General features: G+C 69.2%; 27 protein-coding genes and 2 pseudogenes. 15 read left to right on the forward strand and 14 right to left on the reverse strand.

The features are described from left to right. Position 1: 1 nt before the first annotated feature. From ABEA26_RS10200 to hemL, 5 genes are all read right to left on the reverse strand, one after another. Positions 2-772, reverse strand: coding sequence for a cytochrome c biogenesis CcdA family protein (locus ABEA26_RS10200; RefSeq protein WP_345591223.1), 771 nt, complete (start codon positions 770-772; stop codon positions 2-4). A gap of 1 nt (position 773) precedes the next feature. Next, a complete protein-coding gene (locus ABEA26_RS10205) occupies positions 774-1,496 on the reverse strand; it encodes a TlpA family protein disulfide reductase (protein WP_345591225.1) in 723 nt (240 codons plus the stop codon). A gap of 66 nt (positions 1,497-1,562) precedes the next feature. Beyond that, complete coding sequence (locus ABEA26_RS10210) at positions 1,563-2,867, reverse strand: polysaccharide deacetylase family protein (RefSeq protein WP_345591227.1); 1,305 nt, start codon at positions 2,865-2,867, stop codon at positions 1,563-1,565. A gap of 173 nt (positions 2,868-3,040) precedes the next feature. Then, the gene (locus ABEA26_RS10215; protein WP_345591266.1) at positions 3,041-3,688 is read right to left on the reverse strand and encodes a histidine phosphatase family protein; all 648 of its coding nucleotides are present in this window, start codon (positions 3,686-3,688) and stop codon (positions 3,041-3,043) included. 38 nt (positions 3,689-3,726) lie between these two features. Further along, entirely contained in the window at positions 3,727-5,043 is a 1,317-nt protein-coding gene (gene hemL, locus ABEA26_RS10220) for a glutamate-1-semialdehyde 2,1-aminomutase (protein ID WP_345591229.1), read from the reverse strand. A gap of 316 nt (positions 5,044-5,359) precedes the next feature. On the opposite strand from hemL, the gene ABEA26_RS10225 reads away from it, so the two are divergent. The 4 genes from ABEA26_RS10225 to ABEA26_RS10240 all read left to right on the forward strand — a co-directional run bounded on the left by ABEA26_RS10225 (position 5,360) and on the right by ABEA26_RS10240 (position 8,426). Next, entirely contained in the window at positions 5,360-5,986 is a 627-nt protein-coding gene (locus ABEA26_RS10225) for a hypothetical protein (protein ID WP_345591230.1), read from the forward strand. Between the two features lie 308 nt (positions 5,987-6,294). Then, a complete protein-coding gene (locus ABEA26_RS10230) occupies positions 6,295-7,494 on the forward strand; it encodes a hypothetical protein (protein WP_345591231.1) in 1,200 nt (399 codons plus the stop codon). Positions 7,495-7,505: 11 nt separating this feature from the next. After that, complete coding sequence (locus tag ABEA26_RS10235) at positions 7,506-8,093, forward strand: hemerythrin domain-containing protein (RefSeq protein ID WP_345591232.1); 588 nt, start codon at positions 7,506-7,508, stop codon at positions 8,091-8,093. A gap of 81 nt (positions 8,094-8,174) precedes the next feature. Continuing rightward, positions 8,175-8,426 (forward strand): hypothetical protein, encoded by a 252-nt coding sequence (locus ABEA26_RS10240; RefSeq protein WP_345591233.1) that lies wholly within the window; start codon positions 8,175-8,177, stop codon positions 8,424-8,426. Positions 8,427-8,498: 72 nt separating this feature from the next. Here ABEA26_RS10240 and ABEA26_RS10245 read toward each other — a convergent pair whose 3' ends face one another. Beyond that, the gene (locus ABEA26_RS10245) at positions 8,499-8,876 is read right to left on the reverse strand and encodes an STAS domain-containing protein (RefSeq protein ID WP_100049747.1); all 378 of its coding nucleotides are present in this window, start codon (positions 8,874-8,876) and stop codon (positions 8,499-8,501) included. Between the two features lie 147 nt (positions 8,877-9,023). Between ABEA26_RS10245 and ABEA26_RS10250 the strand changes: the two genes are divergently transcribed. Beyond that, entirely contained in the window at positions 9,024-9,509 is a 486-nt protein-coding gene (locus ABEA26_RS10250) for an ATP-binding protein (RefSeq protein ID WP_425587810.1), read from the forward strand. A 37-nt stretch (positions 9,510-9,546) separates the two neighbouring features. On the opposite strand, the gene ABEA26_RS10255 is transcribed toward ABEA26_RS10250, so the two are convergent. Further along, positions 9,547-9,891, reverse strand: coding sequence for an ANTAR domain-containing protein (locus ABEA26_RS10255; protein WP_345591237.1), 345 nt, complete (start codon positions 9,889-9,891; stop codon positions 9,547-9,549). A 289-nt stretch (positions 9,892-10,180) separates the two neighbouring features. On the opposite strand from ABEA26_RS10255, the gene ABEA26_RS10260 reads away from it, so the two are divergent. The 3 genes from ABEA26_RS10260 (at position 10,181) to ABEA26_RS10270 (ending at position 11,432) form a co-directional block, all read left to right on the forward strand. Next, complete coding sequence (locus tag ABEA26_RS10260; protein ID WP_179350585.1) at positions 10,181-10,597, forward strand: CBS domain-containing protein; 417 nt, start codon at positions 10,181-10,183, stop codon at positions 10,595-10,597. 126 nt (positions 10,598-10,723) lie between these two features. Further along, the gene (locus ABEA26_RS10265) at positions 10,724-10,951 is read left to right on the forward strand and encodes a DUF5133 domain-containing protein (RefSeq protein ID WP_345591241.1); all 228 of its coding nucleotides are present in this window, start codon (positions 10,724-10,726) and stop codon (positions 10,949-10,951) included. A 28-nt stretch (positions 10,952-10,979) separates the two neighbouring features. Next, positions 10,980-11,432, forward strand: coding sequence for a DUF6098 family protein (locus ABEA26_RS10270; protein WP_345591242.1), 453 nt, complete (start codon positions 10,980-10,982; stop codon positions 11,430-11,432). 64 nt (positions 11,433-11,496) lie between these two features. Here the strand turns inward: ABEA26_RS10270 and ABEA26_RS10275 are convergent, their stop codons facing one another. Then, positions 11,497-11,973: a hypothetical protein gene (locus ABEA26_RS10275; RefSeq protein WP_345591243.1), complete on the reverse strand. Its 477-nt coding sequence runs from the start codon at positions 11,971-11,973 to the stop codon at positions 11,497-11,499. 147 nt (positions 11,974-12,120) lie between these two features. Here ABEA26_RS10275 and ABEA26_RS10280 point away from each other — a divergent pair. After that, positions 12,121-12,774 (forward strand): annotated as a pseudogene (locus tag ABEA26_RS10280) (mobilization protein); the annotation flags it as partial. On the opposite strand, the gene ABEA26_RS10285 reads toward ABEA26_RS10280, so the two are convergent. The 3 genes from ABEA26_RS10285 to ABEA26_RS10295 are packed head-to-tail and all read right to left on the reverse strand — an operon-like array spanning position 12,775 to position 14,483. Beyond that, positions 12,775-13,320 (reverse strand): flavoprotein, encoded by a 546-nt coding sequence (locus ABEA26_RS10285; RefSeq protein WP_345591245.1) that lies wholly within the window; start codon positions 13,318-13,320, stop codon positions 12,775-12,777. 54 nt (positions 13,321-13,374) lie between these two features. Beyond that, on the reverse strand, positions 13,375-13,605 hold the full coding sequence (locus ABEA26_RS10290) for a DUF397 domain-containing protein (protein ID WP_345591247.1): 231 nt from the start codon (positions 13,603-13,605) through the stop codon (positions 13,375-13,377). Beyond that, complete coding sequence (locus ABEA26_RS10295) at positions 13,602-14,483, reverse strand: helix-turn-helix domain-containing protein (RefSeq protein ID WP_345591249.1); 882 nt, start codon at positions 14,481-14,483, stop codon at positions 13,602-13,604. Before ABEA26_RS10295 ends, ABEA26_RS10290 begins: the two co-directional genes overlap by 4 nt. Positions 14,484-14,666: 183 nt before the next feature. Here ABEA26_RS10295 and ABEA26_RS10300 point away from each other — a divergent pair, with 183 nt between their 5' ends. Together ABEA26_RS10300 and ABEA26_RS10305 are read left to right on the forward strand one after the other, a co-directional pair. Further along, complete coding sequence (locus tag ABEA26_RS10300) at positions 14,667-15,989, forward strand: NsdA family TPR-like regulatory protein (protein WP_345591251.1); 1,323 nt, start codon at positions 14,667-14,669, stop codon at positions 15,987-15,989. A gap of 19 nt (positions 15,990-16,008) precedes the next feature. Then, on the forward strand, positions 16,009-16,725 hold the full coding sequence (locus tag ABEA26_RS10305) for a 2'-5' RNA ligase family protein (protein ID WP_345591253.1): 717 nt from the start codon (positions 16,009-16,011) through the stop codon (positions 16,723-16,725). On the opposite strand, the gene ABEA26_RS36570 is transcribed toward ABEA26_RS10305, so the two are convergent. Then, the gene (locus tag ABEA26_RS36570; protein ID WP_345591269.1) at positions 16,703-17,341 is read right to left on the reverse strand and encodes an ATP-binding protein; all 639 of its coding nucleotides are present in this window, start codon (positions 17,339-17,341) and stop codon (positions 16,703-16,705) included. The genes ABEA26_RS10305 and ABEA26_RS36570 overlap by 23 nt on opposite strands. An 89-nt stretch (positions 17,342-17,430) precedes the next feature. On the opposite strand from ABEA26_RS36570, the gene ABEA26_RS10315 reads away from it, so the two are divergent. The 4 genes from ABEA26_RS10315 (at position 17,431) to ABEA26_RS10330 (ending at position 20,026) form a co-directional block, all read left to right on the forward strand. After that, positions 17,431-17,859: a DUF6415 family natural product biosynthesis protein gene (locus ABEA26_RS10315; protein WP_345591254.1), complete on the forward strand. Its 429-nt coding sequence runs from the start codon at positions 17,431-17,433 to the stop codon at positions 17,857-17,859. After that, positions 17,856-18,560, forward strand: a complete 705-nt coding sequence (locus ABEA26_RS10320; protein WP_345591255.1) for a hypothetical protein — start codon at positions 17,856-17,858, stop codon at positions 18,558-18,560. The genes ABEA26_RS10315 and ABEA26_RS10320 overlap by 4 nt, the downstream gene beginning before the upstream one ends. A gap of 138 nt (positions 18,561-18,698) precedes the next feature. Further along, complete coding sequence (locus ABEA26_RS10325; RefSeq protein WP_345591257.1) at positions 18,699-19,817, forward strand: radical SAM protein; 1,119 nt, start codon at positions 18,699-18,701, stop codon at positions 19,815-19,817. Further along, the gene (locus ABEA26_RS10330; protein WP_345591259.1) at positions 19,814-20,026 is read left to right on the forward strand and encodes a hypothetical protein; all 213 of its coding nucleotides are present in this window, start codon (positions 19,814-19,816) and stop codon (positions 20,024-20,026) included. Before ABEA26_RS10325 ends, ABEA26_RS10330 begins: the two co-directional genes overlap by 4 nt. Before the next feature lie 15 nt (positions 20,027-20,041). Here ABEA26_RS10330 and ABEA26_RS10335 read toward each other — a convergent pair whose 3' ends face one another. Together ABEA26_RS10335 and ABEA26_RS36300 are read right to left on the reverse strand one after the other, a co-directional pair. Next, on the reverse strand, positions 20,042-20,806 hold the full coding sequence (locus ABEA26_RS10335) for an IS5 family transposase (RefSeq protein WP_345591261.1): 765 nt from the start codon (positions 20,804-20,806) through the stop codon (positions 20,042-20,044). Continuing rightward, positions 20,803-20,865: pseudogene (locus ABEA26_RS36300) on the reverse strand (hypothetical protein); the annotation flags it as partial. The pseudogene ABEA26_RS36300 and the gene ABEA26_RS10335, both read right to left, overlap by 4 nt. Between the last annotated feature and the right edge of the window lie 5 nt (positions 20,866-20,870).

Raw genomic sequence — 20,870 nt, forward strand, 5'->3', positions numbered from 1 at the left:
GTCAGATCCCTACAGTGAAGCCGTTGGACCAGGTCTGCATGTCCTGCACGATGCTGTCCCATACTCCGGTCAGCAGCAGCAGTCCGGTCGCGATCATCATGACGCCGCCGATCCGCATCACCCACACATAGTGGCGCTTGACCCAGCCGAAGGCGCCGAGCGCCTTGCGGAAGGCGACCGCGGCGAGCACGAAGGGCAGTCCGAGGCCGACGCAGTAGGCGACGGTCAGTATGGCGCCGCGGCCGGCCGTGCCCTGGTCGGCGGAGAGCATCAGTACGGACGAGAGGGTCGGGCCGATGCAGGGCGTCCAGCCGATGCCGAACAGCGCGCCCAGCACGGGGGCACCGATCAGGCCGTTCACGGGCTTCTTGTGGAAGCGGAGCTCGCGCTGGGTGAGCCAGGGCATCAGGCCCATGAAGAAGACGCCCATGACGATCATGAGCACGCCCAGCACCTTGGTCAGGACGCCCTGACTCTCCTGGAGCGTCTGACCGAAGTAGCCGAACAGCGCACCGCTGGAGACGAAAACGGCGGTGAAACCGAGCACGAAGAGCGAGGCGCCCGCGACCATCCGCCCGCGCCGGGCCTCGGCGAGGTCGGTGCCGGTGACGCCGGTCACGTAGGACAGATAGCCGGGGACGAGCGGCAGGACGCAGGGCGAGAAAAAGGAGACGAGGCCGCCGAGCAGTGCGACGGGAAGGGCCACCAGCAGGGCGCCGTTGAGCACGGTGCCGTTCTGGCCCATCGCGGCGAGCGTGGACAGTGCGCTCACGTCACTTCTCCGACTCGCCCGACTCGCCCGCCGCCCCCGACTCGCCCGTGAGGTACGGGTCGAGCATCTTGCGGAGCTTTTCCTCGCTGAGCGCCTGGAGGGTGCGCGCGGCGACCTTGCCCTCCCGGTCGATGATGAGCGTGGAGGGGACGGCCTGCGGGTTGAGCGTGCCCTTCTCGAACCGGAGCATCAGCTTGCCGGTCGGGTCGTACAGGCTCGGGTAGCTGACCCCGAACTCCTCCTCGAAGGCGCGGGCCGGGCCGACGGACGTGTCCCGGGTGTTGATGCCGACGAACTGGACGCCCTGGTCCTTGACGTCCTGGTAGACCGTCTCGAAGTTCTTGGCCTCGGCCCGGCAGGGAGGGCACCAGGAACCCCACACGTTGAGGACGACGACCTTGCCCTTGTGGTCGTCGACGTCGAGCTGCCCGCCGTCGACCGTCTTGCCGGACAGGTCGGGGGCGTCGGCCCGCTCCCCCTCCTTGACGGTGGAGATGCCGTCCGAGCCGGTGATGAAGCCGGTCTGGCCGCCGCCGCCCGAGGTTCCGCCGGAGCCGCAGGCGGTGGCGAACAGCACGACCGCGGCGGCGCCGGCGGTCAGGGCGACACGGCGACGGACGCGGCCGGTGGTGCCGGCGGTCGCGTCGACGCGGTTCGAGCGGTCCGAGCGGTCCGAGAGGTTCGAGAGGTTCGAGCGCAGGGGGGCGCGGCTGGCGGCACTCATGTGAAAAGTTTCGCATGTCCGTTCCGGGGATCTTGCGCACCCCCCTCACGGGCGGAAACCCGCATATCAGGCGGCGTTCCCCGAGGGCTTCGAGGCACCCGTGCCGGTCTCCCCGAGGAAGGCGCTCCAGCCGCCGGGCGGCCGCTGCCCCACCTCGACGGTACGGAGCTTGGCGAGCACCTCGGGCTTCTGCACGTCCAGCCAGTCGGTGAACTGACGGAAGGAGACGAGCCGGACGTCCTGGCCCTTCCCCTTCTCCCGCTCCCGCGCGATGTGCTTCAGGGCCTCCTCGACGGCGTCCATGTAGATGCCGCCGTTCCACTCCTCGAAGTGGTTGCCGACGAAGAAGGGCGCCCGGTTCGACTCGTAGGCCCGCTTGAAGCCCGATATGTACGACCGGGTGGCCTGCTCGCGCCAGCCCGGGTAGTTGTGGGCGGGCGCCTTGGTCGTGTTGACCGACTGGTTGGCGAGGATGTTGTAGTCCATGGACAGCACCTCGAAGGAGTGTCCGGGGAAAGGTATCTGCTGCAACGGCAGGTCCCAGATCCCGTCCTTCTTCGCCGGCCACACCTGGCGACCGCCGGGCGAGGAGGCGTCGTAGCGCCAGCCGAGCTCGCGGGCGGTGGGCAGCAGGCTGTCCTGGCCGAGCAGGCAGGGCGTACGGCCGCCGACGAGTTCCTTGTCGTAGTCGAAGGGCAGGGACGGCAGGTCGGTCCAGCCGGTGTTGGTCCGCCACTCCTTGACAAAGGACCTCGCCTGGTCGATCTCGCTGCGCCACTGCGCCGGCGTCCAGTTGCCGACCGTGCCGCCGCCGCCGCAGAAGTGGCCGTTGAAGTGGGTGCCGATCTCGTGGCCGTCCAGCCAGGCCCGGCGGACGCCCTCGAGCGTGTCCTTGATGTGGGCGTCGGTGAGGTAGCCGATGTCGGAGGCGCCGCGCGGGTTGTTCGGCGGGTCGTAGAGCCGCTTCTTCGACTCCGGCAGCAGGTACAGGCCCGAGAGGAAGAAGGTCATGTGCGCCCCGTGCTCGCGGGCGAGGTCGAGGAAGCGCGGGAAGAGCCCGTTGCCGACCTCCCCGGCGCCGTCCCAGGAGAAGACGACGAACTGCGGCGGGGTCTGACCCGGCTCCAGCGGCACGGGCGCCTCCGGCTGGTGCGGCTGCTTGCCGGTGTACGACGTGGAGCCGTCCCCGATGGGCCGGGCGGGGGCCTTGCCGCTGCCCGAGGGCGAGGGCTCTCCGGAACCGCCGGCCTGGTGGGATCCGTCCGACGATGAGCCGGATCCGGTACCGCAGCCCGCGAGCCCGGCCGCCGCGGCGCCCGCGCCGAGTCCGAGCATCCCCCTGCGGGTGAGAGTGCGGGTGGAAGTGCGCATCGCAACCTCGTTCGTCGCGTCCTTGGGTGGTCACCCAGTCAGAGGACGCGACGAACGTTCGGGTTCCGGAAATTTGTGCGGATTCGGTGACGAGCGCCGCATACGGCCGGTTGCGTGACCGTATGCGGCGGGCGTCAGGGCAAAGCGGCGTGGCCGTCAGGCCGACGTGGCCGTCAGGCCCCGTAGGCCTTGCCCTGACCCTTGGCCGGCTTCGCTCCCGCGAGGAGATGTGCCGGGACCAGGTCTCGGGCGGGTTCCGTGTAGCCGACGGAGACGATCCGGTCGCCCCGGTACGTGAACGTCGTCAGCGAGGCCAGCGTGCACTGCCGCTTGCGCGGGTCGTGCCACAGCCGACGCCGCTCGACGTACGACCGCAGGGTCCAGATCGGCAGCTGATGGCTGACGACGACGGCCTCGTGCCCGCGGGCCCGGTCCTTCGCGGCGTCCAGCGCGCCCATCATGCGCACGACCTGGTCGACGTACGGCTCGCCCCAGGACGGCTTGAACGGGTTGACCACGTGCCTCCAGTTGGCGGGCCGGCGCAGAGCCCCGTCGCCGATGCCGAAGGTCTTGCCCTGGAAGACGTTGCCGGCCTCGATGAGCCGCGCGTCGGTGCCGAGGTCGAGTCCGTGCGCCTTGGCGATCGGCGTCGCCGTCTCCTGCGCCCGCTCCAGCGGGGAGGCCACGACGTACGTCACATCGCGGGGGGCGAGGTGCTCGGCGACCCGGTCGGCCATGCGCCGGCCCAGCTCGGAGAGGTGGTAGCCGGGCAGGCGGCCGTAGAGGACACCGGTCGGGTTCTCCACCTCGCCGTGCCGCATCACGTGGACGACGGTCAGCTCCTGGTCGGTGTCGTGGCTCACGCGGTCGCCTCCGCTGCCGCGCGGGCCGCCGCCGGGAGCGCGTCGGCGATGCGTTGGACGGCGCGCTCGTCGTGCGCGGTCGACACGAACCAGGACTCGAAGGAGGACGGCGGCAGGTAGACGCCGTTCTCCAGCAGCGAGTGGAAGAAGGCGGTGAAGCGGAAGGACTCCTGCGCCTTGGCGTCCTCGTAGTTCCGCACCGGCCGGTCGGTGAAGAACACGGAGAACATGTTGGAGGCGGTCTGCAGCGTGTGCGCGACGCCTTCCTTGCCGAGCGCCTCGGTGACGAGCCCCTGGATCTGCTCCGACACGGCGTTGACCTTGGCGTACGCGGCGTCGTCGAGCAACCGCAGCTGGGCGAGCCCGGCGGCGGTGGCGACGGGGTTACCGGAGAGGGTGCCGGCCTGGTAGACGGGCCCGGCGGGGGCAAGGTGCGCCATGACGTCCGCACGTCCACCGAAGGCCGCGGCCGGGAACCCGCCGCCCATGACCTTCCCGAAGGTCATCAGGTCGGGAACGACGCCCTCGACGCCGTACCAGCCGGCGCGGCTGGTCCTGAACCCGGTCATGACCTCGTCGGAGACGAACAGCGCGCCGTTGGCCGCGCACGCGTCCTTCAGCCCCTGGTTGAACCCGGGCAGCGGCGGTACGACGCCCATGTTGCCGGGCGAGGCCTCCGTGATCACGCAGGCGATCTCGCCGGGGTGGGCGGCGAAGGCGGCGTGCACGGCGTCGAGGTCGTTGTACGGCAGGACGATCGTGTCGCTCGCCTGGGCGCCGGTGACGCCCGGGGTGTCGGGGAGCGCGAAGGTGGCGACGCCGGAGCCGGCGGCGGCGAGCAGTGAGTCGACGTGCCCGTGGTAGCACCCGGCGAACTTGATCACCTTGGTCCGCCGGGTGAACCCGCGGGCGAGCCGGATGGCCGACATGGTGGCCTCGGTCCCGCTGGACACCAGCCGTACCCGCTCCAGTGGGGCGACCCGCTCGACCATCGCCTCCGCGAGGGCGACCTCACCCTCGGCGGGCGTGCCGAACGACGTGCCGCGCGCGACCGCCTCCTGCACGGCGGCGATCACCTCGGGGTGGGCGTGCCCGAGGATCATCGGCCCCCAGGAGCAGACGAGGTCGACGTACTCCCGGCCGTCCGCGTCGGTCAGGTACGGACCGGTGCCGGACACCATGAACCGGGGCGTGCCGCCCACGGCGCCGAAGGCCCGCACCGGGGAGTTCACGCCGCCCGGCGTGACGACCGACGCGCGGTCGAACAGAGCCTGCGAGGCCGGTGCTTCGTATGGATGTGTCAGTTCGCTCATGACCTGCGACTTCTCCGACCTTCTCGACCTTCTCCGACGTATCGGACTCTGCTCGGCCCCTGCGCGGCCTCTGGTTGCCCAGGGTGACCTCCTCAGGGTAGACAACCCGCCCGATCGCTGTGCCGTCTGCCAGACTGGGACCCGTCCACGCAGCTCACGCGGGAGGCGCGGAAAGGGCTGCCGGCGTCCTGCGGACATATGACGGACATATGTTTCACCGCACGTTTCGGCGAGCGGCCGCGGGGGAGGTCACTGACACGATGATCGGGTTGCGCGGCGGGGGCCACGCGTCCTAGAAAAGCAGTCGGGTGGAGATATGCATCGCGGTGGCGGACTGGGCGAGGGGACCGACGACCTGGGTCCTCGACGTGCCCGGCGGGGAAGGCACCGACGCGAGGCGGCGGAATCGACCGAAGCACGTCAGGCACACGGCACTCCCGGCGAACCCGACCGGTTCGCTGAGCAGGCCGGCCGGCTGGGGACGGGGAGCGGGAAGGGTGGTCGGGTGGGGGTGACCTACAAGTACTTCGGCGCGCCCGACGGCGCGACCGCGGCCCGCGTCCCGATCTCGATGCGCCCCGAGGAGCTCGGCGGCGACGAGCTCGGGATGAACGGCATGTTCACCAAGATCAAGCCGGAGACCATGGCCGCCATGGTCCTCACCGGCATCGAGGGCGTGCCCCTGCACAAGGTCCCCCCGCTCGAACTGGTCGTCCTGCACCCCGACTACGCGGTCGTGAAACTCCCCATGACGGTCGTCGACCCTCTGCGCGGCATCGGCGAGGAGTCGGTCGGCGCGGCGGCCTTCATCTGGTCCACGGTCCCGGACCGGGGCGGACCGCGGGACGCGTTCAACGTCTACCAGTTGCTGCACGAGTGGCAGGACTTCTCGCACCGGCTGCATGAGGCGGGGCATCAGCCGTATTGCCTGGTGTGGCCCTGAGCTGGGGTTTCGTAGGGGTTGGGCGGGGTCTTCGGGCCTCGCCCTTCTGCTTGCCGGGGAGGGGCCGTCGGGCGGCCAGGGCACATTGAGGGCACATTGGTTTTGCTGGGGGTGGGTGATGTGCCCCGGGTGGCGGCCGGTCCGCTCGCTCGGTTGACCCACCAGAGGGAACCATGCGGCCTGCGGGCGTGAGCGGTGGCTGGAAAGCACCGACGCTGAACAGACTGGGAGCCACGTCTGCGCTCGTCGCCCGAGAACGGGGTACCCCGGCGGCGCGAGTCCCCCCTCGGCCCCAGGAGGCACGCCCCATGACGTTCAATCCGCTGGAACAACGGGGTATCCCGTTGGACCGCCAGGTTCGCAACTGGCGTGAGCTGAACGTGGCTCCGATCGACCCGGACCACTGCGACCCGTACACCCGCTGCCGGATCATCACGATGAACGGGATCGAGGTGGAGGCGATCCTGTTCAGCCACCAGCTCGCCCGGCACACGGTCGACCCCGAGATCAAGCGGCAGCTGGCGCGGGTGCGCTACATCGAGGCGCAGCAGCAGAAGGTCGTGAACTGGCTGCTCCCAGGCGTCTCCTCGGTGCTGGAGACGACCATCGCGTACGAGCAGGTGGCGGTGGACCTGACGGCGTGGGTGGCCCGGATGGAGCCGGACCCGTACCTGAAGCAGGCGTACCAGTTCGGTGTGCTGGAGGACTTCGACCACCTGTACCGGTACGCGAACCTGTACGAGATGATCGAGCACCGCAAGGCGGAGTCGATCGTCGACGGCCTGACCGAGGTCATGCCCGGCCGGCCCACGCGGTACCACCACCGGGACGCGTACGACAACGTCCGCGACCCGTACTCCAAGGACCAGGCGAACCCGCTCTCCAAGCTGCACGCGCTGACGATCATGTCGGCGGAACAGCAGACCATGAACTTCTACATGAACACCGGCCCCACCTACATGGAGCCGATCGCCCGCCAGCTCTACCAGGAGATCGGGCTGATCGAGGAGGAGCACGTCACCCACTACGAGTCACTCGTGGACCCGGGGGAGACGTGGTGGGAGCAGCTGGTCAACCACGAGTACAACGAGTGCTACCTGTACTACTCCTTCATGGAGCAGGAGAGCGACCCCAGGGTCAAGGCGATCTGGGAGCTGCACCTGAACATGGAGCTGGAGCACCTGCACGCCGCCTGCGACCTGATGCGCCGCCACGACGGCCGCGACCCCGCCTCGGTGCTGGCCCCCGAGCTGCCCAACGTGCTCACCTTCGAGCCGAACAAGGGCTACCTGCGCGAGCTGCTGGACACGCAGATGGACCTCACGACGCTCGGTGCCGGATACGTCCGGGAGGCGCACGAGCGGTTCGAGCAGATGCAGGAGCAGATCCACGGTGGCGAGGCGCCTCCCAGCGACCGGGTCATGACCCAGCACGACGAGATGTTCGGCCGCGAGTACCGCGTCCAGACCGAGGGCGAGCACCCCGACCCCACGCAGCGCGAGAAGTAGGGGAGGCCGACATGTCCGAGCTGCACACCCCGCACGCCGGGGACGACATGGCCGAGGACGACGACGTCGTCTCCCTGCTGATGCGCCAGCACGGCGACATCCGCAACCTCTTCGACGAGGTCGAAGCGGCCACGGGCGAGGAGCGCCGGGATGCCTTCCGGCGGCTGGTGCGGTTGCTGGCCGTGCACGAGACGGCCGAGGAAGAGGTCGTCCACCCCTTCGCCCGCAAGGGCTTCCCCGGTGGCGAGCAGGTGGTGAAGGACCGTCTCGCCGAGGAGAAGGCGGCCAAGGAGACGCTGGCCGCCCTCGACGAACTGGACACCGACGACCCGAAGTTCATGCCGCAGCTGCTCAAGCTGCGCAAGGACGTCCAGGCCCACGCGCGGGCCGAGGAACGGTACGAGTTCACCCACATCCGCCGCAGCACCGACGTCACCAACCTCGCCTCGATGGCCAAGGCCATCAAGGCCGCCGAAGCGATGGCGCCCACTCGCCCCCACCCGGGCGTGGAGTCCGGGGCGAAGAACATGGCCCTCGGGCCGGTCGCCGCGCTCATGGACCGCACCAAGGACACCGTCCGCAAGGCCATGGGCAAGTAGGTCCGCAACAGCCTCGTCCCGGGCCGGGCCCACGGGCCCGGGGCGCGCGGTCTGCGGACGGCGCTGTCAAGGGGAGAGCGTATGGAGATCGACGAGGTCCTGATCAGGGAGCTCCTGGACGCTCCGTCGGACGACACCGTCCTGGTGCTCCTGGAGGGCCGTGCTCAGGTAGTGGAGCAGGCTGCCCTCACCAGTGAGCAGTACCAGGGAGCAGCCGTACTCATTTCCCGCGCAGAGCTCGTGGAGCGGCTTGGTACACCGTCACCCGCCGATGAGGACGTCACACGCCTGTCGGCGTCTTTGCAGGACGCCGTCGACAAACTCGGCGCCTGACTCCACCCCGGGCCACCGCGACATACGTGCAACACTCCTGAGCTGAACGTGGTACTCCCGCGTCCGACGACGTCAGTCGCGGAGCGCCTGGCGGAGCGTTTCGCGGCAGTCGATCACGGCGTCGACGCCCACGAGGCTCAGCGTGCGCATCACCGCCTCGCCGGGCGCGGCCAGACGCAGCCAACCGCCGGCCTCACCGACCTTACGGTGAGCGGCAATGAAGACGTTGATGCCACTGGAGTCCATGAAGGTGACCTGACGCAGGTCGACCACGATCCGGGGGCAGGGGGTATCGCAGGCGTCCAGGGCCTGGCGGAGCATGTCCCCGGAGTCGTGATCGATCTCTCCGGCCAGTGACACCACGTGGATGCCGTCGGTGGCCGTAGCCACGACCGACAACCGGCCAGCCCTCTCGGCACGTTCAGTACCCGTCTTCTTCCCCTCGACCATGCCAGTGATCCTGGCACACCCAAACCCTGCAGAGGCGTCGCCCGGCGCGACAGAGGCCGCTTCGAGGCGTGGCTTAGACGACAGGACTCGGGTGGCATGGCTTGCGGCAACCCGGGTATAGGGCGAGAAGTGTGAACGGGGGAGCAAATGAGGGCAGTCGTGGCGGGACCACATCCGCTGGAGGAAGACGAGACAGCGCTGGACGGCCGATCGGCCCATTTCACCGTGGCGCTGGCGGCTGACGGACCGTGCATCGCCCAAGCCCGTCACAAGGCCGCGACCTTCCTCGGCCATGCCCAGGCCGAGCACGATCTGCCGGTGTCGCAGCGGGCCACGGACCTCACGCAGTTGGTGGTCAGCGAACTGGTCACCAACGCCCGCAAGTACGCACCGGGCCCGATACTGATGACCCTGCGCGTCACGGGGGAGACGGTGGAGGTCTCGGTGTGGGACTCCGACCCGGTACTGCCGGTGGCCCGCGCCGCGGATGCCGGCCGGGTGGGACAGCACGGTTTGGAGATCGTCATGGCTGTCGCCCAGAGTTTCGAGGCGCGGCGCGAGCCGGTCGGCAAACGCATCAGCGTAGGCGTAGCCCTCCTGGACGCACCCGGCCTCGGAAGTGCTGCCGCCTGACATCGCCCCTCGTACGGGTCGCAGCCGGCCACCTGTATCAGGGACTGGGGCGTGGGCCGGCGTGGCGGGCCAGGGCCGCGTGCAGCTCTCCCAGCAGAACGGCAGGCAGAGCCGCGCCCTGTGCGTGCTTGAGGAGGTACTCAGCCACGACGGAGAGTCTGACGTTGGTGTGCTGGGAGATTTCCCGTAGCACCGTGAACCCGTCACTGGGGCTGATCTGGCCCAGGACGGTCAGGACGCCGATGGCCCGGTCGACCAGGGCGTGGGAGGCGAGGGCCTGCTTGAGCTCTCTGTTCTCCGCCCGCACCCGCTGCAGCTCCTTCACCAGCTCATCGGTCGTTGTCGGCAGCGACTGTGGACTGGGATGCGTGGAAGAGGTCATGGCGCTCACCGGTGTGTGCAGCGGGCAGAGGCTTTCTTACGCCTGCCCCGGTTTCGTACCAGCATCCAGCCCACCGGAGCATGTCACAACCTGTGATCATGCATCCCTGTGCCGGGAGGCGGATGACCGCTCACGCCGGTACGGCGTGCCGTTTCAGCGGCGGTGAGGTCAGCGCCGAGGCAAGCGTTACGGCGGGCGACCGCGGGGAACCCCGCCCGCAGCCACCCAACGCGATCGTCCGCTGACACGGTGCTCAGGGACGGCCGACGACACAGGGAGAGTGAATCTGATGACGAAGGCACGGGACATCATGACGGGCGGGGCCGAGTGCATCGGTGCCGAGGAGACGGTGCTGGACGCGGCCCGCAAGATGAAGGACCTCGGCGTCGGCGCCCTGCCGATCTGCGGCACGGACAACAAGCTCAAGGGCATGCTGACCGACCGGGACGTCGTCGTGAAGGTGCTGGGCGCGGGCAAGGACCCCGCGACCTGTCCGGCCGGCGACCTGGCCCAGGGCGAGGCCGTGACCATCGGCGCCGACGACGACGTGGAGGAGATCCTGCGCACCATGACGGAACACAAGGTGCGCCGCCTGCCGGTGATCGACGGTCACGACCTGGTCGGCATGGTCGCGCAGGCCGACGTCGCCCGCTCCCTGCCCGACCCCAAGGTCGGCGACCTGCTCCAGGCTCTGTCCACCGACTGAGCAGGACACTGGCCCCTACTGACCTCTGGCCGCCGGTGCGGGAACGCACCGGAATGACGGCTGGGGGCCGGGGCACACGGGTCGGTGTATGACCCACGTGAGCGATGGTGACAAGGAAGGCTCTCGATGCTCTTGGCACACCCCGTCGTGCTGAAGAACCTCATCGAGCAGTACGAGACGCTGCGTGCCCTGCACGCCGAAGCCGGCACCGAGGACGCGCGCCGGCGTATGGAAGACGTCGCTTACACGCTGTGCGTGTCGACCGGGACCCGCGATGTCGACACCGCCCTCGTTGCCGCCCGCCACCAGTTGCCCGGAGCGCGTGCCGAAGACGACTCCCTTCTGGCTACGTGACTGCCCCCGGCGTCGTCCCTCCAGAATGATGACCAAGACCGTCGACCTGCCGACGTTCAGCAGCCTCGATGAGCTCACCCGGCTCATCACCCACCGTCGCGGCCTCTACGTGCGCTGGTCCCGCGGGCCGGAGCGCGACCTGCCGAAGACGAGCAGTACGGACGATCTGACGGGCATCGAACTGCCGGGCCTGTCGGCCAGCCCGCTGGACCTTGAGGACTGGTGGGGCGAGCGCCCCGTACGCATCTGGGTCGCCCGCCGTCTGTACGACTACTGCCACCTGCCGCGCGTGAAGGACGCCCGCACCCGCCCCTGGGTCCTGCACGGCACGGAGGCGGCACGCGGTCCGGACAACGAGCCGCTGGTGACGGAGATCGAACCCCTCGGCTGGATCGCCGACCAGGTGATCGGGGAAGCCTCCCGCATCATCACCGAGCAGCCTGGGCGCTGGGGCCCACTCGACCGAGACGAACCCTTGTGAAGGTGCTTCGCATCCGTGGAGTCGTCCCCGAGGCGGCACGACCGACAGTGGTACTCGGGCGGCGCTACCGCCCCTGGGCTTGGTCGCGTGGCACGGGGCCCATGGCCGCCTGTCGCCCGGTGCCAACCGACGCATGGCGCTGTCCAGGACCTGGGCCCGATCTTGAAGCCAGGGCGTCGGCGACGGCGCCGGTCGCGAAGGCGTACACCGCCTTGTGCAGCAGGTCGACGACCAGTTCGCCGCGCGGCCAGGTCTGAGGCGGGGCGCCGACGCCGGTGGCGTTCTCCAGGATCTGATCACTGGTGACCCGGACCACGGCGAACTTCCCCGACGACCAGGGCCCGCGCAGCCCGGCGTGCGCCATCACCGACCGCAACACGCCGAGGAGGGCGCCCTGCCCCACGTGCATGGCCAGGTTCAGCGGCACAGGCTGACGGCCGGGATACTCCCGCATGCCGGTGAGGCGTTCCAGGGTGCGGGCGGGCACATGGGAGTCACGGCGGCCGGTCAGCCGTTGCTCCGCCTTCTCGCCGAGCGTCATCACCAGTACCCCGGTCGTGCCGGCCACCAGTCCCTGCCACAGCGCGCGCTTCATCATGCCGAGGCGAGTACCCAGGCTCTGCGGACCATCTGCCGATGCCCCTCGCCGTGTGCTGGGGTTCCCGTCAGGCAACCAAGGCACATCTACGCCTTCGAGCGCGCCACGCGGTCCCGCATTGAGGCCGAACACCACCACGCCCGTGCCCTGCGAAGCGCCACACGTGCGATGCTCCGCGAGCCCGCACCAAGCGACGGTACGGCGCTGGCGATGCTCCTCGATGCCGCGATCCTGGTCACCATCGCGGCCTCCCGCTGGCACCAGCTCCGCCACCACGACCAGCAGGTCGCCGCAGCCCAGCAGACCCTGCTCCACCTCCAAGCCGCCTACGACCAGGCAGCAACCGCGCCCCTGACCGCCCTCGTCCGGCGTCGACCGCCACAACCGACTGTGGACCGGCACGTCCACCACATCCGTCGGGCCGTACCCGAGCATTCGGAGCACGTCCTGGCAGATCCCTCGATTGCTGCCCTCACTGCCGCACTCGCCGAAGCGGAAGCGCTTGGGTACGACCCTGAGCGCCTCCTCAGGCAGGCCGCCGACCAACGTGCCCTGGATGACGCCCGCTCCCCCGCAGGGACGTTGGCATGGCGAGTTCAACGCTTCAGCGCACGGCCGACGCCCAACGCACGCGCCCGTGCAGTACAGGCCCACGGCGCAGCACGGCCCGATGGGACACCCGGCACTTCGGCCCACGAGGTAACCACCGTCTCACCCCCGCAGCCGCGAGCACGCCGTCGCTGATCACGACCGCGCGGGCAGCCTGGGGGCGAGAAGTTCCAACACTTCCTCCCAGCGGTAGTGGTCGGCCCCGCCGCCCGCCTTCGGCCGGTGGGGCTCGTAGGAGCCGATAAGGACGCCCATCTCTCGCAGCAGATCCAGACTCCGGCGGTATGCAGGATGAGCGGCCTGGGCGGAGTTCAGGTACGGCAGCACGGCGACCGGTACACCCATGGCGGGCGCCTCGCACAGGATGCCCAGCGCGAGGTTGTCGGAGATCCCGGCGGCCCACTTGTTGACCGTGTTGAAGGTCGCCGGGGCGACCGCGATCGCATCCGCAGGCCGGCTCGGGCGTGGCTCACCCGGCGACCGCCAAGCTGAGCGGATGGGGCGGCCGGTCCGGGCCTCGACCGTCTCCACATCAAGGAAGCCGACTCCTTGCGGGGTGGCTACGACGCCGACGTCCCAGTGCCGTTCCTGCGCGGCGGTGATCAGCCGGCCGACGTCGGCGGCGACCCCGGCCGCGCAGACCACGATCTGGAGGAACGGCTTGTCGTGTTGGTCACTCACGCGGGCTCTCCCAGTTGGCGGCTGAAACGGCGCATGTGCGGCTCGGGCCGTGCCTCAACCGATGCAAGCCTCGCCGTCGGTGTAGTGGTCCAGCAGATTGCCCAGGGCGGAACGGCTGAGGATCACGGGTGAGAGGTCGAGGGCCTTGGAATCGCGCACCGCTGCGTACGCACCGAGGTCGGCGATCTCGACGCAGTCGTTGGCGCCTCCGCTGTAGGAGCTCCTGCGCCAGTGCGCGTTGTGCAGTTCCTCGACGTGGGGGCGGCGGGTGGAAGTCGTGCTCAAGGTTCGAGCTCCTCGGCAGTGCGGATGAGGCGGGTTCGGGTCTCGGCCGGGCTGAGGGCGGAGGCCCTGAGCTGGTCGAAGGTGTCCGTGTAGTTCTGGACGTCGCTTTGGGACTCCAGATACACGGAGTTGTTGGGGTTCTCCAGCCAGACCAGCGGAGCTGTGGGCTGGGGGAATATGAGGATGACAAAGGGGCCATACAGGCCCGGATGGGCGCCAAGGCTGAATGGGAGGAGTTGGATGGTGACGTTCGGTTGTTCGCCGACCTGGACCAGGCGCGCGAACTGCTGACGCATCACGGTGGGTGAGCCGATGACGCGATGGAGGACGCCTTCGTCCAGGACGGCCCGCAGTTCGGCGGGGCGCTCACCGGACAAGCAGCTTTCCTGGCGCTCCATGCGTACCTTGACCAGAGCGTCCATCTGATCGGCACCGAGATCAGGACGCATCTGGGCGATGACGGCGCGAGCGTAGTCCTCCGTCTGAAGCAGGCCGGGAACGAGCAACGGCTGGTAGTTGGCCAGCGCGACGGCACCTGCCTCCAAGGCGAGGTAACCGTCGTAGCGGGTCGGGGTGAGAACTGTGGAGTACTTGCGCCACCAGGGCTTCTGCTGTTCCTTGTCGGCACGCACCAGGTCCAGGATGTCGTCACGCAGCTCGGCGTCCGTGACGGAGTAGCAGTCGAGGAGAGCCCGGACCAGAACTGGAGTGGTGCCGCGCTCGCCGGTCTCGATCCGGCTGAGGGACCCCTGGTTGACTTCAATCTGCTCCGACACCTCGGTGAGGGTCAGGCCGGACGCCTCCCGTAACTCGCGCAGCCGGGTGGCAAGCTGGCGTCGGTAGACCGACTGAGGGACCAGCTTCCTCTTCAGTGCCATGGAGGCAGTCTGTCCATCCACCCGTTGGCGGACAACCCGAACGGGCCAACTTGGCCAGACATATTGCCTAGTTGCGCTTTGCGTCGGCACTCTTGCGTAGGACATCCCGTACGCCGCACGGTCCGGCGTGCGTGCCGTTCGCCGAGGAGTCCTTGGCTCCGCCGACGTGTTGGGAGGTCTTCCATGCCCCGGAACACGCTGCTGCGGCAGTTACTCGAAGAGCGCCACCTCACGACTTACACGGCGTTCGAGGTGCAGTTCTCCCGCGCGGCCCGGAACCTGGCCGAGGAGGCGGGTGACCCTAGGCTGGCCTCGGTCGCGGTCTCTTCGCGGCAGTTCGACCGGTGGATGAGTGGGGAACTGAAGCAGCTTCCCCGCCCCGACACGTGCCGCATTCTGGAGGAGCTGCTGGGCAGGGCCGCCCGCGACCTGTTCGCTTCGGTTTCGGCTTATCCGCCGACCGCCCCAGAGCCACTACCTGCGGACGTTCCACCTTCTCCTCAGGCCGACCCGGCGGCCCACGATGACGACCCGGCGGCGATTGTCGCCCGAGCCCGCCAGCTGGCCTGCGGCAACGTCGATCAGACCACTCTGTCTTTTCTCGCCTCCCGGATCAACGTGATCACCGAGCGGTACGAGAAGGACGGACCCGACGGCCTGTGGGGACAGACGAGCAGCCTGCGCAGCATTGGGCACACCCTGCTCGCCGGTCAGCAACCTCCGTCCGCGCGCAGGGAACTGTTCCGGATCACCGCACGCGCTGGCGGGCTGCTCGGCTACATGGCGGTGAACACCGGCGCGTTCCCCCTGGCTGAGGCGTACTGCGCCGAAGCGCTGGAACTGAGCCGGGCGATCGGCGATCTCGACACCGAGCTGTGGGCCTGCGGCACCCAGTCCTTCGCGGCGTACTACGCAGGGCGCTACGACGAGGCCGACGCGCGGGCCGCCGCCGCGGTGGACCGGGCGCCGAACCACCCGCAGGCCATCCGGCTCCTGGTCAACGGCAGGGCCCGCGCGCTCGGCAAACTCAGTAACCGGAACCAGGCCGAGCGGGCCATCGGACAGGCGCTGGAGCTCTCCGACCGACATGATGTTGACCCCGGCCTGACCTCCTGCATCTCCTTCTTGCCGTACGGACGGGCCCGCACCCTGGCCAATGCGCTGACCGCCCGTGTCGCTCTGCAGGACACCGGGCACGTGTTGCGGGACGCCGAGGACCTCGACGACCTGGTCGAGAAGTCCGATTCCGCGTGGAGCCGCTCGCTGGTCCGCCTCGACGTGGCCACTGCGGTGCTTCAACAGCGAGCACCGGACGTGGAGCATGCCATGTCCCTCGGGCAACAGGCGATCACTCTGGCCAGTCCGCTGCCGATCAGCTCGGTGCGGCAACGCTCCCGGGACTTGTACGAGCGAGCAGCCCCTTGGCGGTCTCGGCCGGCGGTGCGCGAGTATGGCGAACAGCTCCGCATCTGGGGCCGTCAGTTCCCGCCTGCCGAGGCGGGGTGATCACGGAGGAGTTCGCCGGGTGCCTTGGCCGCACATTCAGCTCAGCGCCGATCCCGCAGCCTTCCCTGCCCACCCGCCGACCGACCTGAGTGACCCGGCGGTGATCGCGGCGGACGACCAGGCCGCCTTCGACGCCGTGGAGACCATGGTCGATCACTGGGACCGCCCCGGCTGGACGGCACAGACCCGGGCGTACTACTGGATGCTCACCTTCCCCGACAGCCCAGCGCTGGCCGACCTCGCTCTTCGCTGCCAGCAGCACCTCGCGCCGCTCGGCCTGGACCCGGTCCCCGACGACGGGTTGCACATCACGCTCACACGCGTCGGTTCCACCGCAGCGCTGCCGCTGCCCCGTCTCGATGACGTCATCAGCGCGGCGGCCCCGCTATGCCCGGCGGCCTTCCGCCTGCGGGCGGTCCCACTCGCGGGTTCTCGGGGAGCCGTACGTCTTACAGTCGCCCCCTGGGGCCCGGTACTGGCGCTGCACGCGGCCCTCAGCAAGTCCATGGCTCCGTTGGGACTGGCTCCCCGCAAGCCGACCGCGCTGTTCCGCCCGCACCTGAGCCTGGCCTACAACAACCGGCCCCGCCCCGCTGCCCCCGTCATCAAGGCCGTCACCCCGCTCCGCAGGCTTGCACCAGTTGATCTGGACGTCCGTGAAGTGCAGTTGGTGGAGCTACGACGCGAGGACCGCGCCTATCGGTGGGACGTCGTCAAGAGCCTGCCGCTCGGCTGACCGCCGCCTTCCCGCGCGGCAGGACGGCAACGACCGCCTTGCCGACGGCGGTGGTCTCCACGTACCAACGACGTGCCAGCGTCTGCACCAGCCACAGCCCACGGCCAGACTCGGCAAGCGGATCGGCAGCCGTCGCCGGCAGTTGCACACAACCGTCGTCAGGCTCCGGGTCGTGGACCGCGACGACGATCTGATCTCCGTCAATCTCGATGGTCAGACAGTCGGGGCCGGCCGTCGTGTGTCGCACTGCGTTACCCACCAGCTCGGATACGACCAGCACCGCGTCGTCCACGCAAGGCACGACACCGGCCAGCACTGTACGAGCGTGGTCACGGGCGGAGGCAAGCGGCTCGCACCGACCGGCCAGGGCCGCCCAGTGCGTGGGAGAACTGTGGACTGCCGGGCGTGAGTCGTTCAGCATCGCGGTCGCTCTTCCGGTCGTACGAAAGGGTGTGACCCACAGGTTCCGCTTGTCTCCAGCGCGTCTCCACGCCGTCCGACCGACGCTTCTCCGCCGTCCAGACGGCGGGGAAAAGGCGTAGCGACGGCGTGGAAACGCCACTACCGCAACGGGAGCCTCGAAGCCGATGGTCGGCCCTCTCCAGGGCGTCCGCATCGCCGACTTCGAGTAGAGGAGATCACCGTGCCCGCCCCCGTACGAGCTACCCACCGGCTCCGCCTCGCTGTGCCAGAGGAGTCGGTGCGATGACGGCCACCACCCTCCGCCCCGGTTGGTCCCATCCCGTGCGAGCCGCCGTACCGCCCTTCACCGAGGCCGGCTTGAGAAGGGTGCTGGAGAAGGTGCAGCGCTGGGCCCCGTATGTCGACGGCTTGCTGCTCGATGACGTGGCAGCCGTCCTGGACGACTACACGCCCACCGAACACGAAGTCGACGAGCACGCGCAGCGCCTTCGTGGTCATCTGATGCGACTCGTCCACCTCGCCGTGTTCTCCAAGGTGGCCGAGCAGGACGGGCAGGTGGCCGACCTCATCGAGCGCGGGCGCACCATCGGGACCGAGGAAGTACCCACCGATCACCGCCGGGCCGTCGGACACCTCCGGCGCATGGCGTGGACGCTCGACGAACTCCTCGAACGCTTGGTGGCCCACCAGTGCCTTGCGGAGGGGCCGTGACCTTCCCTCCCCTCCGCCTCACGTACAACCCGCGGGCCGTCGAGTCGAGAGACAAGAGCCTCTCCCTGGTCCCGTACATCACCCAGAGGGCCGGGGAGGAGGCGGCGCCGGACAACCTCGTCATCATGTATCACCCCTCCGGCCCGCGGCTCTACTACGCGGACGAAGACCCACGGGACCGAGACCCGCGAGGCGTGCTCTGGGCCCGGTGCGGATGGAACCCCGTCGACGCCGAAGGCCGGATCACCGGTGAGCCGCAGTGGAAGCTGATGCATCCCCACCGGCAGATGGTGTGCATGCAGACGCTCACCTGCCAGGTCTGCACACGTCCCGCACGCACTCCCCTTGGCTTCATCTTCCTCGCCGGCCCCCGGGATCACGATCCAAGTCAGCCGATCACCCTCACCAATCAGCCTCCGGTGTGCCGCAAGCACACCCGTGCCGCCGCGAGGCTTTGTCCGCACCTGGAGGACGACCCGACGGTGTTCCTGGCCAGGAGCGCACCACTGTACGGCGTGCACGGCACTCTGTACGGCCGGGACGAGGGCAGCGTGAAGGGCATCGCACAGCCGGATGCGCCGTTGCCGTACGGCCACCCGAACCTCGGGACGTTCCTCGCCTCCCAGTTGGTCCGCCGCCTCCAGTCGTTCCGCGTCGTCGGTCTCGACGAGCTGCTCAACGGTCTGGCCACTGCCTCATAGAACCCCGCGTCGGGGCCTTCCAGCCTCACCGGCCAGCCGAAGGACAGGTGGCCGGTGAGCGGGGCGGGTCCGAGGAGTTCCCCCGACTCCACCTCTGCACGGACCCGCCCCACCCCTGCCAGACGACATGGAGGCAACGTGCACCAACTGCTTGCGAGCCCGTTCCTGGGCCAGTACCTCCTCCTCCGGCCCGGTCACGCCAAGGGAGTCGCCATCCCCGAGTCCCGCTTCGAGGAACTGCGCACGGCGGTCACCGAGGACCGGTCGGCCCCGGCCTGGCTCGCCGAGGCGACCACGGCCGCATGGCAGATGCCCATGCCCACAGGACCCCTGCAGGACAACCTCATTGTCCGCGAACGCTCCACCTACGGGTACGCGAAGGCGTCATGGGAGATCAACCTCGGCTGTGACCACGACTGCGGCTTCTGCTACCTCGGCGAGAAGCGGTTCGAGGGCCTGGATTGGGAAGACAAAACGCGCCTGCTCACCATGCTGCGCGATGCCGGCGTCCTGTGGCTTCAGATCACCGGCGGCGAGGCCCTGATCGACCCGCAGTTCGCCGCCGCGTACGAGTACGCCACCGGCCTCGGGATGATGATCCAGGTCTCGACGAACGGCAGCCAGCTCCACAAAGCGAGGATGCAGGAGCTGTTCGCCCGCCTGCGGCCCTACCGCCTGACGGTGAGCCTCTACGGGGCGACCGGGGGGACCTACGACGCCGTCACCCGCAACCGCGGCGCCTTCGACCGCCTCAGCCGCGGCCTGGACGCCTCCCGCGCGGCGGGACTGCCCGTGCGAATCAACATCATCGTCGCCGAGGAGAACGCCCACGAGGTGGACGACATGGTCCGCCTGGTGGAAGACCGCTGGGGCTTCCCGTACCAGGTCTTCACGAACATGTCCCCGACGATCGACGGAGAGGCGAAACCGCTCGCCTCACAGGCCCAGAAGTACGTCCGCGCCCGCCGCATCTTCACCGGCTGCAACGCCGGCCACACCTTCTTCCACGTCGACCCGCACGGCATCGCCTCGGTCTGCAAGATCGGCCGCGACCCCAGCGTGAACCTCATGACGGAGGGCCTGACCGCCCTCCCCCGGCTCGGCGGCATCGCCGAGTCCCTCCAGCTCCGCACCGGCGGATGCTCCGGCTGCTCGAAGGTCGGCACCTGCAGGACATGCCGACCGCTGGCCAAGCTCCACCAGGAGGCGGGGGACAACCGATCGCTCTACTGCCAACACGGAGGTTACGGAGCATGACTCCCACCAGCACCACCCTGACCCGGCCCGCACCCGTCCCGGTCACCATCGGCCTGCGCCCGCCCACAGAGGCCACCGGCACCCTGCCCGTGCCGATCTCCACTCCCCCGATCCCTGAGGGCACGTTCCAGATCATCGGCGACCTGGACGTCGACGTCGCCGAGTCCGCCGGCTGCAGCTGCTCGGCCGGCGACGGCCAGCCCTACTAGGGCCTGTCTCTCCGATCATGATCGGAGCCAGATGAGGAGTGCGGCGGCGGTGACGGTGCCGAGGTAGGCGTACCCGCGCTTGTCATATCGGGTTGCCACTGCTCTGAATTGCTTCAGCTTGCCGATGGCCCGCTCCACCGTGTTGCGATCTTTGTACCGGGCTTTGTCGAAGCCCGGGGGCCGTCCGCCGCGTGAACCCCGGCGCAGGCGGGCGGCCTTGTGGTCCTTCTTCTCCAGGATCGCGTGCCGGATGCCGCGTTTGCGGAGGTAGGCACGGATCTTGCGGTTGCTGTACGCCTTGTCGGCGCTCACGCTGTCCGGCGTGCGGCGGGGACGGCCGCGTCCCGCGCGCGGGACAGCGATCTTGTCCATGACCGGCTCGAATTGCGTACAGTCCGCCCGCTGTCCCGGCGTGATCAGCAAAGACAGCGGGCGGCAGTGGCCCTCCGCGGCAATGTGAATCTTGGTGGTCAGGCCGCCGCGGGACCGGCCGAGGGCCTCGCCCTGGGCGCCTCCCCCTCCCGGTGGCCGTGCAGCATCACCATGGACGGCAGCCGACGCGCTGGCCTTTGGCATCCCCTTTTTGAAGGGCTCAGCGAGCGCGGTGGAGTTTGAGGTGCTCCTGCGGCGTGCTGGTGAGCGCGCGTGATGGTGGAGTCGACGTTGATGTTCCAGTCGATGCCGCCTTCGGCGTCGGCGGCGGACTGGACGTGCCGCAGGAGCCTCTCCCAGGTGCCGTCGGCCGACCACAGCAAGTGCCGCTTGTGGACGGTCTTCCACGGGCCGAAGCGTTGGGGCAGTTCACGCCACTGCGCTCCGGTGCCCAGCCGGTGAATGATTCCGT

Source organism: Streptomyces marokkonensis, assembly GCF_039539045.1.
In the GTDB taxonomy this organism is placed as follows: Bacteria; Actinomycetota; Actinomycetes; order Streptomycetales; family Streptomycetaceae; genus Streptomyces; species Streptomyces marokkonensis.